This window comes from Streptomyces sp. NPDC048442, assembly GCF_040651475.1.
Lineage (GTDB): Bacteria > Actinomycetota > Actinomycetes > Streptomycetales > Streptomycetaceae > Streptomyces.
The window spans coordinates 1-13,245 of record NZ_JBEZKB010000017.1 but is presented as its reverse complement, the minus strand read 5'-3'; the positions used below and the strand labels follow the sequence as shown (position 1 = coordinate 13,245).

Here is a 13,245-nt window from a genome sequence, read left to right as displayed (position 1 = left end):
GCGGCTCCGCCGCGTGGGCGCGACCAGCCACAACGAACCCGCAGATGCGCCACGACGCCCCCGCCCCGCCCAGCGTCACGCGCTGTAAATCGCCTCGATCTCGTCGGCGAACTCCCTGGCCACCACATTCCGCTTCAGCTTCAGCGACGGCGTGATGTGACCCGCCTCCTCGGTGAACTGGGTCGGCAGGATGCGGAACTTGCGCACCGACTCCGCCTTGGAGACCGCCGCGTTCCCGTCGTCCACCGCGCTCTGCACCGTGGCGAGCAGGTCGGCGTCGTCCCGCAGCGTCACCGCCGTCGAGTTCGCGGGCTTGCCGTGTTCCGCGGCCCACCGGCCGAGGAACTCCTCGTCGATGGTGACCAGCGCGCCGACGAACGGCCGCCCGTCGCCGACCACCATGCACTCCGCGACCAGCGCGTGCGCCCGGATGCGGTCCTCGATGACGGCCGGGGCGACGTTCTTGCCGCCCGCCGTCACGATGATCTCCTTCTTGCGGCCGGTGATCGCGAGGTAGCCGTCCTCGTCGAGGGTGCCGATGTCACCGGTGTGGAACCAGCCGTCGGTCAGCGCCTCGGCGGTGGCCGCGGGGTTGTTCCAGTACCCCTTGAAGATGTGCTCGCCGTGCAGCAGGACCTCGCCGTCGTCGGCGATCCGCACGACCGAACCGGGCAGCGGCTGCCCGACCGTGCCGACCTTCGGCCGGTCCCACGGGTTGAATGCGGTCGCCGCACAGGACTCGGTGAGCCCGTAGCCCTCAAGGACCGTGAACCCGATGCCGCTGAAGAAGTGGCCGAGGCGCTCACCCAGCGGGGCGCCGCCGGAGATCGCGAACTCGCAGCGCCCGCCGAGCACCGCGCGCAGCTTGCTGTAGACCAGCTTGTCGAAGACCTTGTGCTTGAGCTTCAGGCCCAGCGCCGGACCCTCGGGGGTACCGAGCGCGCGGCTGTAGGCGATCGCCGTGTCGGCGGCCTTGTCGAAGATCTTGCCCTTGCCGTCGGCCTGCGCCTTGGCGCGCGCCGAGTTGTAGACCTTCTCGAAGACGCGCGGCACACCGAGGATCAGCGTCGGCCTGAAGGAGGCCAGCTCGTCGGTGAGGTTCTTGATGTCCGGTACGCAGCCGAGCTTGATCGGCGCCATCACCGACGCCACCTCGACGAGCCGCCCGAAGACGTGCGCCGCGGGCAGGAACAGCAGCACCGAGCACTCGCCGGTGCGGAACAGCGGCTTCAGGCGCTCCACCACGTTGCCGCACTCCGCGAAGAAGCTGCGGTGCGTGAGCACACAGCCCTTGGGGCGGCCGGTGGTGCCCGAGGTGTAGACGATGGTGGCCGGGTCGTCGGCGCCCGCGACCGCGCTGCGCTCGTCGACCGTCTCGTCGGAGACGTCCGCGCCGAGCGCGTTCAGCTGCTCGATCGCACCGGCCTCGATCTGCCACACCTGCTTGAGGGCGGGCAGGTGCTCCCGTACGGACTCCACGGCGGCGGCGTGCGCCTCGCCCTCGACGAGGACGGCGACGGCGCCGGAGTCACCGAGGATCCACTGCACCTGCTCGGCGGAGCTGGTCTCGTACACGGGCACGGTCACCGCGCCCGCGCTCCAGATCGCGAAGTCCAGCTGCACCCACTCGTAGCGGGTGCGGGACATCAGGGCGACCCGGTCGCCCGGCTCGATGCCGGCGGCGATCAGGCCCTTGGCGGCGGCCCGCACCTCGGACAGGAACTGGGTGGCGGTGACATCGGTCCACGTACCGGCGACCTTGCGGCCCATGACCGCGGTCTGGGGGTGCTGAGCGGCGTTGCGGCGGATGAGATCCGTCAGATTGCCGTCCGAGGGGACCTCGTACAAAGCCGGAAGGCTGAACTCGCGCAAGACTGCTGCTCCTCATCAGGCACCGGTCGCCACATCAGTGTGGAGCCGGCTGCGGTCCAAGGTCGGGCAGGTGCTCAGTGGGGGATGAGCACGACTGGACTGCCCGGACGTTACCCACGAGTACTCGGTTCCCGATAGGGGGTCCCGGCCAGATGTACGCTGCGTCACACTGTTCGGGCAGCGCCTACCGCACAGTAATCCACCCCGGGGGCGACTCGGAAGTAACCGCAGGTCCAGCCGGTCGGCCCGTGGCCGTGACCGGCCCTACCCGGCGATCGGCCGGGGTTCTAGGCTGACCGCCATGCGAGTTCATGTGGTGAGTGACGTGCACGGGAACGCGGCGGACCTGGCCCGCGCGGGCGACGGGGCCGATGCGCTGATCTGCCTCGGCGACCTCGTCCTGTTCCTCGACTACGCCGACCACTCGCGCGGAATCTTCCCCGACCTCTTCGGCACCGAGAACGCCGACCTCATCGTGGAACTGCGCACCGCCCGCCGCTTCGAGGAGGCCCGCGCGCTGAGCCGCCGGCTGTGGGCGGGCCTCGACCGGGAGGCCGCCACCGACGCCGCGGTGCGCAAGCAGTACGCGGAGATGTTCGCCGCCTTCCCGGAGCCGACGTACGCCACGTACGGGAATGTCGACATGCCGACGCTCTGGCCGGACTTCGCGGGTCCGGGTACCGTCAGCCCCGGCACCCGCGTGCTCGACGGGGAGCGCGTCGAGATCGGCGGCCTGGTCTTCGGCTTCGTCGGCGGCGGGCTGCGCACCCCGATGAACACGCCCTTCGAGATCAGCGACGAGGAGTACGCGGCCAAGGTCGAGGCGCTCGGCGAGGTCGACGTGCTCTGCTCGCACATCCCGCCCGAGGTCCCGGAGCTGGTGTACGACACGGTGGCGCGCCGCTTCGAGCGCGGCAGCGGCGCCCTCCTGGAGGCGATCCGCAGGACCCGGCCCCGCTACTCCCTGTTCGGGCACGTCCACCAGCCGCTCGCCCGCCGGATGCGGATCGGGGCGACCGAGTGCGTGAACGTCGGGCACTTCGCCTCCACCGGAAGGCCCTGGGCCCTGGAGTGGTGAAGGCCCGGCCCACGGTCGGTGAAGGGGTGCGCCGCCGGAGCCCTGGGGCGGTGGACGGGGCCGGTCACGATAGCCTTCACGCGGCACGCACCAGCCAGCCCACCCCGGTCCGCACCTTGAGGAGCCATCGCGATGGCGGAACACACCAGCTCTAGCATCATCATCAAGGCGGCACCGGCCGACGTCATGGCCGTCATCGCGGACTTCGACCGCTACCCCGACTGGACGGGTGAGGTGAAGGAGGCCGAGGTGCAGGCCAGGGACGGCAAGGGCCGCGCCGAGAAGGTCCGCCTGGTGCTCGACGCCGGCGCGATCAAGGACGACCACACCCTCGCCTACACCTGGACCGGCGACAACGAGGTCAGCTGGACCCTCGTCAAGTCCCAGATGCTGCGCGCCCTGGACGGCTCGTACCGCCTCGCGGCCGCCCCGGACGGCGCGACCGAGGTGACGTACCAGCTCACCGTCGACGTCAAGATCCCGATGCTCGGCATGATCAAGCGCAAGGCCGAGAAGGTCATCATCGACCGCGCGCTGGCCGGTCTGAAGAAGCGCGTCGAGTCCGGCGCCGCGAACTGACCTGCGGGGTACGGGCGTTCTGCATTTCTGGAGTTGTGGAGTTCTGGCATGAGCGTGGTGCGTACGGTCCTGGTCACCGGTCCCGGCGGCGCGGGCCGCACCACGGTGGCGGCCGCGACCGCCCTCGCCGCCGCCCGCGAGGGTGCGCGCGTGCTGCTCCTCGGCACGGACCGGGAGGACACTCTGGGGGCGGCCCTGGGGATGTCCGTCGGCGCGATATCCGCCGGCCCGCCGTCGCCTCTTGAGGTGGCGCCCTTCGAGGCGGCCTCTCTTGAGACGGCCGCTCTTGAGACCGCCGCTCTTGAGACCGCCTCTCTTGGGACGTCCTCTTCTGAGGCGGCTCCGAACCTGTTCGTCGCGCGCATCGACGCCGCCGACGACTTCCGAACGGAACTGGCCGCCCTCCAGAAGCGCGCCACCACCGCCCTCGACCTCCTCGGCGCCACCGCCCTGGACGCCGACGAGCTCACCGAACTTCCCGGAGCCGAACCGCTCGCGCTGCTCAGGACCCTGCGGGCCGTGTGCGGCGCACAGTCCTCCGCGCACGGCGCCCCGTACGACCTGGTCGTGGTCGACATGCCGCCGACACACACCGCCCTCGCCGCCCTCGCACTGCCGGCCCAGCTGCGCCGCTATCTGCGCAGGCTGCTGCCGCCCGAGCGGCAGGCAGCCCGTTCGCTGCGGCCGATGCTGGCGCAGCTCGCCGGGGTGCCGATGCCCGCCCAGTGGCTGTACGAGACGGGCGCCCGCTGGGAGGCCGAACTGGCCGCCACCCAGGCCGTGGTGGAGAACCCCGCCCTGTCGGTGCGCCTGGTCGTCGAACCGGGGCCGGCCGCCGCCGGGGCCCTGCGCACCGCCCGCCTCGGGCTCGCACTGCACGGCCTCCCCCTGGACGCGGTCGTCGCCAACCGGATGCTGCCCACCGCCTCCCCCGACCCCTGGCTCGCCGCGCTCTCCGCACAGCAGCAGGAGCACCTCAAAGAGGTGCACGAGGGCCCGCAGCCGGTACGCGAACTGCCCCACCTGGGACGCGCCCCGCACGGCGCACAGGACCTGGCGCTGCTCTCGTACGAAACGGGGCACGCTCTCGCGGCCGGTGTCCCGGAGCGCACCGTCGAGGACCGGCTCGCCGAGGACGGCGTACTGGTGTGGCACCTGCCGCTGCCCGGTGCGACCAAGAGCGAGCTCGGCCTCGTCCGGCGCGGCGACGAACTCGTCCTGACCGCCGGGCAGTTCAGGCGGATACTGCGGCTGCCGTCCGCGCTGCGCAGGTGCACGGTGTCGGGCGCCGCCCTCGGTGACGGCGTGCTGCGGGTGCGCTTCACGCCCGACCCGGGGCTGTGGCCGCAGGGGCGGTGACCGCCTGCCGTGCGCGGCCGATCGTGGCCGGGACGACCGGCGGCGAAGGGGTGACGAGGCCATGAACGGCGTACCGCTGTTCGGGTAACGTCGAAGGCGTACGGATCCGTTACTTCACCCCGCGTCGCAGGAGTGCGCCATGAGCGAAGCCACCGACCGCCCCGACGAGTTCCAGGCGTCCCAGGCGTACGACGCGGACGCGTGGGCGACGGCCTGCGAGGAGGACCTCGCCGCCGAGAAGGCCTGCCGCCGCGCACAGCACGGACCGCAGTCCGGATCGGCCGCCGAGGAACTGCGCCGGCTGATGGACGCGCTCGCCGACAAGGTCTCCTCGCTCCAGTCGCCGCTGCTCAACATGGCCGCGCAGGGAGCGGCCCAGCAGATCGCCCAGCAGTTCGTTCAGCAGGCGAAGGCAGTCGTCGAGCCGGTCGTGGAGCGCAACCCGCAGGTCTTCGACCACCTCGCGGCCGCGGGGAACGAGCTTCTTGCCGCCTACAGGTCGGCAGTTGCCGGACACGAGCAGCGCTGGACAAAGGAGTCCACGGATTCCGCAGGGCGTACGGACGGCCGGTCGGAGGACATGGACAAGTCGCCCAAGTCATCCGAAGGCGGGCCGGATGACCCCGATGACCGTTCAAAAGGTGAACACATCGACCTCGACTGAGACCCCTCCTCGGGTACGGTGGCCCGTGGAGCCTGTCTCTGGCTCCGAGCGGGGTTCGACCTAAAACTGAGGGACACATGGGACTCACCATCGGCGTCGACATCGGCGGCACGAAGATCGCGGCCGGAGTGGTCGACGAAGAGGGACAGATCCTCGAAACGTACAAGGTGAAGACACCGGGGACCCCCGAGGACATGGTCGACGCGATCTCCGCGGCGGTCTCCGAGGTCAGTACGGGCCACCGCATCGAGGCTGTCGGCATCGGCGCCGCCGGTTACGTGGACGACAAGCGCGCCACCGTGCTCTTCGCCCCGAACATCAACTGGCGTCACGAGCCGCTCAAGGACAAGGTCGAGCAGCGCGTCGGCCTGCCGGTCGTCGTCGAGAACGACGCCAACGCGGCCGCCTGGGGCGAGTACAAGTTCGGGGCCGGCAAGGGCCACGAGGACGTCATCTGCATCACGCTCGGCACCGGCCTCGGCGGCGGCATCATCATCGGCAACAAGCTGCGCCGCGGACGCTTCGGCGTGGCCGCCGAGTTCGGGCACATCAGGGTCGTCCCGGACGGTCTGCTGTGCGGCTGCGGCAGCCAGGGCTGCTGGGAGCAGTACGCGTCGGGCCGCGCGCTCGTCCGCTACGCGAAACAGCGCGCCAACGCCACTCCCGAGAACGCCGAGATCCTGCTCGGCCTCGGTGACGGCACGGTCGAAGGCATCGAGGGCAAGCACGTCAGCGCCGCCGCCCGGCAGGGCGACCCGGTCGCGGTCGACTCCTTCCGCGAGCTGGCCCGCTGGGCCGGCTCCGGCCTGGCCGACCTGGCCTCGCTGTTCGACCCGTCCGCGTTCATCGTCGGCGGCGGAGTCTCCGACGAGGGCGAACTGGTCCTGGACCCGATCCGCAAGTCGTTCCGGCGGTGGCTGATCGGCGGCCAGTGGCGGCCGCACGCCCAGGTGCTCGCGGCGCAGCTCGGCGGCGAGGCCGGGCTGGTGGGCGCGGCGGACCTGGCACGTCAGGGCTGAGTCCCTTCCCTCTTGCGTACGGTGCCCGTCGCGTCCTCTTCAGGACACGGCGGGCACCGGTCTATGTTGACCCGCATGGCGACCGATCCTCTGCCCCCGTCCGTCACGGAACCCGACGGCTCGGCCGTCGTGCGCGTCCTCAGCTACAACATCCGCTCGATGCGCGACGACCGGGACGCGCTGGCCCGCGTGGTCGGGGCCTGCGAGCCCGATCTCGTACTGATCCAGGAGGCGCCGCGCTTCTTCCGCTGGCGCAAGAAGGCCGCCTGGCTGGCCGCGCACAGCGATCTGGTGGTGCTGGGCGGCGGGGCGACGGCGGCGGGCCCGATGCTGCTGTGCTCGCTGCGGGCGACGGTGGAACGGACCGAGGACGTGCTGCTGCCGCGCACCCCCGGCCTGCACCAGCGGGGATTCGCGACGGCGGTGGTACGGATCGGGGACGCACGGCTCGGGGTGCTGAGCTGCCACCTGAGCCTCCAGGGGGAGGAGCGGTACGCGCAGGCGGGGCTGCTGCTCGATCAGCTGAAGCGGATGGACGTCCCCCACGCGATCGCGGGCGGGGACCTCAACGACCGCCCCGACGGACGGTCGTTCCGCCTGCTGGCGGATTCCCTGCAGGACTGCTGGGCGATGGCGCCGTGGGGCGGCGAGTACACGTCCGTGCCGGAGAACCCGCACCAGCGGATCGACGCGATCTTCGCGACGGCGGGAGTGGAGGTGCTGGGGTGCGGGGTGCCGGAGCTGCCGGAGGCGGATGTGCGGGCCGCCACGGACCACTTGCCGGTCCTGGCGGCATTGCGGGTGCCGGGGGTGCGGTAGCGGGTGCGGGTGCGGGTGCGGACGGCTCGGGGAGGTGGGCATCGTGCGGGTGCGTCGTGGCTGGTCGCGCAGTTCCCCGCGCCCCTAACTGCCTGCCCCTCAGCCCGTTGGCCGTCCTCGCACGCCCGTCCGGTCGGCCTCAGACCACCGCTCCGCGGCCCGGGTCCTCGTCCTCCTCGTCCGAGTGGGCCATCCGTGCCACCAGCGTGCCGAAGCCGCCCAGGAAGCCGCCGATGCCCAGGACCTGGAGCCACCAGGTCATGTCCCAGCCCAGCACGACCGCCAGGAGCATCAGCAGCGGACCGCCGACCACCGCCAGCCAGGCGAACTTGGACGTGACGTCGGCCTCCGGAAGATCAGGGTCCGGCGGCACGAAGTGCCCCTCGTCGGACTCGTCCAGATCGTCGTCCTGCGCCTCGGCCGGGGCGAAGTCCCGGGGGCCGGCCGCACCGACGCCCGGGGCGAAGACGACCGAACTGCCCAGCGGCCGGTCCTTCACCGCACCGGGCCCGGAATCGGAATCGGCCCCGGACTTGGCGGGCCCGTCGCCGTTGACCCCGTCCTCCATCCGCGCCAGGTCGTCCACCGACTTGAAGGGCTTCGCCCCCGGCGGGTCCGGCGGTTCGTCCCCGTACCCCGCCACGATCGCCTCCCAGACAGCGGCCTCGTCCAGAGGAGTGGCGGCGTCGTCCTTCCGGCCGCCCGTGACGGCCTCCGGCTCCCGCTCCTCCTCGCGGTCCGCGCGCTCCGCGTTGTGCTCAGCCACCAGCAGTGCTCCCCTTCTTCCCGATGCTCGGAGCGAGGCGGCCGATGAACGCGTGAGACTCGTCGAAAATCCGCTTCGCGTCATGGTCCAACGTCGCCACGTGGTAGCTCTGTTCCAGCAGGATCTCGGTGACGTCGGCCGACGAGACCCGGCTGAGGACACGGGCCGAGTCGGCGGGCGGCACGACATGGTCCTGCGGGCTGTGCAGCAGCAGCAACGGCTGCGTGACCTGCGGCAGCTCACCGTCGACCAGACGGAAGAACTTCCGCAACGAGTGCGCCGCGTGCAGCGGGACCCGGGTGTAGCCCACCTCGTGGGAGCCCTCCAGCGCGATGTCGTCGGCCACGCCCTTGGTGGTGCGTACGAAATGACGGGCGAGGGGCAGGGCGTGGGCCGCGAGGCCGTGCACCTTGTTGCCCGGGTTGACGACCACGATCCCGGCGACCGCGTCGCCGTGCTTGGCGGCCAGCCGCAGCGCGAGCGCGCCACCCATGGACAGGCCGAAGACGAAGACCTGCGTGCAGCGCTCCGACAGGGCGCGCAGCTCGCGGTCCACCTCGGCGTACCAGTCCTGCCAGCCGGTGAGCTGCATGTCCTCCCAGCGCGTGCCGTGGCCGGGGAGCAGTGGCAGGGACACCGTCAGCCCCCGCTCGGCCAGGTGGTCGGCCCAGGGGCGCAACGACTGCGGGGAACCGGTGAAGCCGTGGCAGAGAAGGACGCCTACCTCTCCGCCCTCGTGGCGGAACGGCTCGGCTCCAGGGAGGACCGGCACCGGGGTCTCCTGTTCATGAGGACGGACGGGGCGGAAACGGGGCAACGCGAGGGGGGTGCTGAAGATGACTTCACCGTACGCGACCGGACCGACACCGACCAGGTCCGTCGACCCTCCGGCCCAAGGGCCGTACCCGCCCGCGGGACCGGCAGGCACGGGAACGTACCCGCGGGCAGGGCCGCCGAGCACGGGCACGCGCGCGGGAGAGAGCGCAGGCCGCACACGGGTTATGGTCTTTTCGACAGACAAGGGAAGGCACACGTTGATCTACGGCGCAATGAAGTTCTCCATCGGAGGGTCCCTGAAGGTCGCCTTCAGGCCCTGGGTGGAGGGCCTCGAAAACATTCCCGCGGACGGGCCGGCGATCCTCGCGAGCAACCATCTGTCGTTCTCGGACTCCTTCTTCCTGCCGGCCGTACTGGACCGGAAGGTCACCTTCATCGCCAAGGCGGAGTACTTCACCTCGCCCGGTGTGAAGGGCAAGCTCACCGCCGCCTTCTTCAAGGGCGTCGGTCAGCTCCCGGTGGACCGCTCCGGCGCACGCGGTGCGGGCGAGGCGGCGATCAAGGCGGGCATCCAGGTCATCGAGGGCGGCGGCCTGTTCGGCATCTACCCGGAGGGCACCCGCTCCCCGGACGGACGCCTGTACCGCGGCAAGCCCGGCGGCCTCGCGCGCGTGGCGCTCGCGACCGGCGCTCCGGTGATCCCCGTCGCGATGATCGACACGGAGAAGATCCAGCCGCCCGGCAAGGTCGTCCCCAAGCTGATGCGTCCCGGCATCAGGATCGGCAAGCCGCTCGACTTCAGCCGCTACCACGGCATGGACGGCGACCGCTTCATCCTGCGCTCGGTGACCGACGAGGTCATGTACGAGATCATGAAGCTCTCCGGCCAGGAGTACGTCGACATCTACGCCACCGCCGCGAAGAGGCAGATCGCGGACGCGGAGAAGGCGGCCAAGGCGGAGAAGGCAGAACTGGAGAAGGCCGAGAAGGCCGCCCAGGCCGAGCTGGAGAAGGCGGAAAAGGCCGCGCAGGCGGAAAAGGCCGCATAGGCGGAACGTTCAGGCGACGGGCGGCGTCGTCCGTCGCAAGGGCCGTCCGGCCCGCAAGAGGCGTCCGTCCAGGGGTGGGGGAAATGGCCAAGGCTCAGCGCGAGCGGGTCGTACGGATGTCGGTCGAGCAGCCGCTGTGGCGCGCGCTCACCGGCTATCGCGTGCTCACGATGCTCTATGCGGTGCTGCTGTACGTGTTCACCAGGGACGAGTTCGAGCGCCCCTGGGTGGCGATCGCCTATCTGGCGGTGATGGCCCTCTGGACCCTCGCCACGCTCCCCAGGGTGGCGAACGCGGCCAGCTGTACCAAGCCGTTCCTCGGCGCCGACCTGGCCGTCGCGCTCGTCGGCATCCTCCTCACGCCGCTGGCGAACTTCGAGGCGCAGCAGATCGACGGGCCGACGCTGCCGACCATATGGGCCGCCGGGTCGGTCCTCGCGTACGCGATCAAGGGCGGCTGGCGGTGGGCGGCCTTCGCCTCCACGCTCGTCGCCGCCGCGAACCTGATCGAGCGCGGCACCCCCAGCCGGGACACCCTGCACAACGTGCTGCTCGTGTGGGTCGCCTCGATCGCCATCGGGTACGTCGTCGAGGTCGCCCGCGCCTCCGAGCGCACGCTCGCCCGCGCCCTGGAGATCGAGGCCGCCACCCGCGAGCGCGAGCGCCTCGCCAGGGACATCCACGACAGCGTCCTCCAGGTGCTCGCCATGGTGCAGCGCCGCGCCAGCGCGCTGGGCGGCGAGGCGGCCGAACTGGGCCGGATGGCGGGGGAACAGGAAGTCGCCCTGCGCACCCTGGTCTCCAGCGGCCTGGTCCCCACCACACGGGCCTCCGAGGACGCCTCGCAGGGCGCGGTGGTCCGCAGGGTCGAGGTCGACGAGCCCGAAGGCCCGAGTGGCCCGGTCGACCTGCGCTCGCTGCTCGCCCCGCACGCCGGGGCGAAGGTCTCCTTCGCGGAACCGGGTGCTCCGGTGCTCCTCGAACCCGCTGCGGCCATGGAGCTGGCGGCGGCCGTGAGCGCCGCCCTGGACAATGTCCGCAGGCATGCCGGTCCGGACGCCCAGGCCTGGATCCTGATCGAGGACGAGCCGGCCGAAGTGATCGTGACGGTACGGGACGACGGGCCCGGCATCCCGGAAGGCAGGCTCGCGCAGGCCGAGGGGGAGGGGCGCCTCGGCGTTGCCCTGTCGATCCGCGGACGGCTGCGGGAACTCGGCGGCAGCGCCGAACTGCTCTCGATTCCGGGGCAGGGCACGGAAGTTGAACTGAAGGTTCCGCGAACGGTGCGCGAACCACGGGGGAAGACGAAACGATGAGTGAAGTGACCGAACAGCAGCAGACGCAGCAGACGCAGGCGGACCGCGACGCACAGTCGATCAAGGTGATGGTCGTCGACGACCACCCGATGTGGCGGGACGCGGTCGCCCGCGACCTGGCCGCCGCCGGCTTCGACGTGGTCGCCACCGCGGGGGACGGCCCGCAGGCGGTGCGGCGCGCCCAGGCCGTCGTACCCGACGTGCTGGTCCTCGACCTCAACCTGCCGGGCATGCCCGGCGTGCAGGTCTGCAAGGAACTGGTCGGCGCCGACCCCAAGTTGCGGGTCCTGGTGCTCTCCGCGAGCGGCGAGCACGCCGACGTACTGGAAGCGGTGAAGTCCGGGGCGACCGGCTACCTGCTCAAGTCGGCCTCCACCGAGGAGCTGTGCGACGCGGTCCGCCGCACCGCCGTCGGCGACCCGGTCTTCACCCCGGGCCTCGCGGGGCTGGTGCTCGGCGAGTACCGGCGGCTCGCCTCCGACCCGGCCCCCGCGGCGGCCGACGAGCCGAAGGCCCCGCAGCTCACCGACCGCGAGACGGAGGTGCTGCGGCTGGTCGCCAAGGGACTCTCGTACAAGCAGATCGCCGAGCGTCTGGTGATCTCCCACCGCACCGTCCAGAACCACGTGCAGAACACCCTCGGCAAGCTCCAACTGCACAACCGTGTGGAGTTGGTGCGGTACGCGATCGAGCGCGGTCTCGACGACGCCTGAGGGCGCGGTCTCGACGACGCCCGAGCGGGCGCTCTAGCTTGGTGGGTCCCAGTGCGCGGCGCGTGGAAGGGACCAGCAGTTGAAAACAGACACTGCCAGGCGAGTCGGAGTTCTGACCGGGGGCGGTGACTGCCCGGGGCTCAACGCGGTCATCCGCGCAGTCGTCCGCAAGGGCGTACAGAATTACGGGTACGAGTTCGTGGGCTTCCGGGACGGCTGGCGCGGCCTCCTGGACGACCACCGCACAGTACGCCTGGACGTCGAGTCGGTCCGCGGCATCCTGCCCCGCGGCGGCACCGTCCTCGGCTCCTCGCGCACCAACCCCCTCACCGACGGCGAGGACGGCGTCCGCCTCATAGAGGAGACGATGGCCCGCCGCGGCGTGGGGGCGCTGATCGTGATCGGCGGCGAGGACACCCTCGGCGTCGCAGCCCGGCTGTCCGGCGAGTACGGCATCGACTGCGTCGGCGTCCCCAAGACCATCGACAACGACCTCTCCGCCACCGACTACACCTTCGGCTTCGACACGGCCGTCTCCATCGCCACCGAGGCCATCGACCGGCTGCACACCACCGCCGAGTCCCACATGCGGGTCCTCGTCGTCGAGGTGATGGGCCGCCACTCCGGCTGGATCGCCCTGCACTCCGGACTCGCGGGCGGTGCCAACGTCATCCTGGTGCCCGAGCGGCGCTTCGACATCGAGCAGGTCTGCGGCTGGATCACCTCGCGCTTCCGGTCCTCGTACGCCCCGATAGTCGTCGTCGCTGAGGGCGCGATGCCCAAGGACGGCGACATGGTGTTGAAGGACGGCACGCTGGACTCCTTCGGGCACGTACGGCTGTCGGGCGTGGGGGAGTGGCTGGCCAAGGAGATCGAGAAGCGGACCGGCAAGGAGGCCCGTACGACCGTCCTGGGGCACGTCCAGCGCGGCGGCACGCCCAGCGCCTTCGACCGCTGGCTCGCCACCCGTTTCGGGCTGCACGCGATCGACGCGGTCCACGACGGGGACTTCGGGACGATGGTGGCGCTCCAGGGCACGGACATCGTGCGGGTGCCGATAGGGGAGGCGACGGCGAAGCTGAAGACGGTGCCGCCGGGGCTGTACGCGGAGGCGGAGGTCTTCTTCGGCTGAACGGCCCCGCAGCGGCTCGGGCCCGGTGCCGGCGCGGTCAGTGCGTACCCCGTCTGCGGGTCGTCCAGGGACTTGGCGAAGACGACGCCGTACACCTTGCCG

At 71.3% G+C, this 13,245-nt stretch carries 13 protein-coding genes; 10 read left to right on the top strand and 3 right to left on the bottom strand.

Annotated elements, in window-relative coordinates; all coding sequences use genetic code 11:
• Positions 1 to 75: 75 nt before the first annotated feature.
• On the bottom strand, positions 76 to 1,872 hold the full coding sequence (locus AB0D18_RS24090) for an AMP-dependent synthetase/ligase (RefSeq protein WP_362422085.1): 1,797 nt from the start codon (positions 1,870 to 1,872) through the stop codon (positions 76 to 78).
• A 301-nt stretch (positions 1,873 to 2,173) separates the two neighbouring features.
• Here AB0D18_RS24090 and AB0D18_RS24085 point away from each other — a divergent pair, with 301 nt between their 5' ends.
• From AB0D18_RS24085 to AB0D18_RS24060, 6 genes are all read left to right on the top strand, one after another.
• Complete coding sequence (locus AB0D18_RS24085) at positions 2,174 to 2,950, top strand: metallophosphoesterase (protein WP_362422082.1); 777 nt, start codon at positions 2,174 to 2,176, stop codon at positions 2,948 to 2,950.
• 132 nt (positions 2,951 to 3,082) lie between these two features.
• Entirely contained in the window at positions 3,083 to 3,529 is a 447-nt protein-coding gene (locus tag AB0D18_RS24080; RefSeq protein ID WP_362422079.1) for an SRPBCC family protein, read from the top strand.
• Between the two features lie 57 nt (positions 3,530 to 3,586).
• On the top strand, positions 3,587 to 4,888 hold the full coding sequence (locus AB0D18_RS24075; RefSeq protein WP_362422500.1) for an ArsA-related P-loop ATPase: 1,302 nt from the start codon (positions 3,587 to 3,589) through the stop codon (positions 4,886 to 4,888).
• Positions 4,889 to 5,027: 139 nt separating this feature from the next.
• Complete coding sequence (locus tag AB0D18_RS24070; protein WP_362422077.1) at positions 5,028 to 5,552, top strand: DUF5304 domain-containing protein; 525 nt, start codon at positions 5,028 to 5,030, stop codon at positions 5,550 to 5,552.
• 77 nt (positions 5,553 to 5,629) lie between these two features.
• Positions 5,630 to 6,571 carry an ROK family glucokinase gene (locus AB0D18_RS24065; RefSeq protein WP_362422075.1) on the top strand — a complete coding sequence of 314 codons (942 nt, stop codon included), beginning with the start codon at positions 5,630 to 5,632 and terminating at the stop codon, positions 6,569 to 6,571.
• Positions 6,572 to 6,646: 75 nt separating this feature from the next.
• Positions 6,647 to 7,390, top strand: coding sequence for an endonuclease/exonuclease/phosphatase family protein (locus AB0D18_RS24060; protein WP_362422072.1), 744 nt, complete (start codon positions 6,647 to 6,649; stop codon positions 7,388 to 7,390).
• A 139-nt stretch (positions 7,391 to 7,529) separates the two neighbouring features.
• Here AB0D18_RS24060 and AB0D18_RS24055 read toward each other — a convergent pair whose 3' ends face one another.
• Positions 7,530 to 8,156, bottom strand: coding sequence for a hypothetical protein (locus AB0D18_RS24055; RefSeq protein ID WP_362422070.1), 627 nt, complete (start codon positions 8,154 to 8,156; stop codon positions 7,530 to 7,532).
• Positions 8,149 to 8,928, bottom strand: coding sequence for an alpha/beta fold hydrolase (locus AB0D18_RS24050; RefSeq protein WP_362422067.1), 780 nt, complete (start codon positions 8,926 to 8,928; stop codon positions 8,149 to 8,151). The genes AB0D18_RS24055 and AB0D18_RS24050 overlap by 8 nt, the downstream gene beginning before the upstream one ends.
• A 262-nt stretch (positions 8,929 to 9,190) precedes the next feature.
• Between AB0D18_RS24050 and AB0D18_RS24045 the strand changes: the two genes are divergently transcribed.
• The 4 genes from AB0D18_RS24045 (at position 9,191) to AB0D18_RS24030 (ending at position 13,143) form a co-directional block, all read left to right on the top strand.
• Positions 9,191 to 9,982 carry a lysophospholipid acyltransferase family protein gene (locus AB0D18_RS24045; RefSeq protein WP_362422065.1) on the top strand — a complete coding sequence of 264 codons (792 nt, stop codon included), beginning with the start codon at positions 9,191 to 9,193 and terminating at the stop codon, positions 9,980 to 9,982.
• Positions 9,983 to 10,065: 83 nt separating this feature from the next.
• A complete protein-coding gene (locus AB0D18_RS24040) occupies positions 10,066 to 11,298 on the top strand; it encodes a DUF5931 domain-containing protein (protein WP_362422062.1) in 1,233 nt (410 codons plus the stop codon).
• A 68-nt stretch (positions 11,299 to 11,366) separates the two neighbouring features.
• A complete protein-coding gene (locus AB0D18_RS24035) occupies positions 11,367 to 12,011 on the top strand; it encodes a response regulator transcription factor (protein WP_362422497.1) in 645 nt (214 codons plus the stop codon).
• A gap of 79 nt (positions 12,012 to 12,090) precedes the next feature.
• The gene (locus AB0D18_RS24030) at positions 12,091 to 13,143 is read left to right on the top strand and encodes a 6-phosphofructokinase (RefSeq protein ID WP_362422060.1); all 1,053 of its coding nucleotides are present in this window, start codon (positions 12,091 to 12,093) and stop codon (positions 13,141 to 13,143) included.
• Positions 13,144 to 13,245 lie beyond the last annotated feature (102 nt).

Excerpts from the sequence above, each read along its gene's own strand:
- AB0D18_RS24080 (WP_362422079.1), top strand. The coding sequence starts at position 3,083 with ATGGCGGAACACACCAGCTCTAGCATCATCATCAAGGCGGCACCGGCC.
- AB0D18_RS24040 (WP_362422062.1), top strand. The coding sequence starts at position 10,066 with ATGGCCAAGGCTCAGCGCGAGCGGGTCGTACGGATGTCGGTCGAGCAG.
- AB0D18_RS24070 (WP_362422077.1), top strand. The coding sequence starts at position 5,028 with ATGAGCGAAGCCACCGACCGCCCCGACGAGTTCCAGGCGTCCCAGGCG.
- AB0D18_RS24085 (WP_362422082.1), top strand. The coding sequence starts at position 2,174 with ATGCGAGTTCATGTGGTGAGTGACGTGCACGGGAACGCGGCGGACCTG.
- AB0D18_RS24060 (WP_362422072.1), top strand. The coding sequence starts at position 6,647 with ATGGCGACCGATCCTCTGCCCCCGTCCGTCACGGAACCCGACGGCTCG.
- AB0D18_RS24065 (WP_362422075.1), top strand. The coding sequence starts at position 5,630 with ATGGGACTCACCATCGGCGTCGACATCGGCGGCACGAAGATCGCGGCC.
- AB0D18_RS24035 (WP_362422497.1), top strand. The coding sequence starts at position 11,367 with ATGGTCGTCGACGACCACCCGATGTGGCGGGACGCGGTCGCCCGCGAC.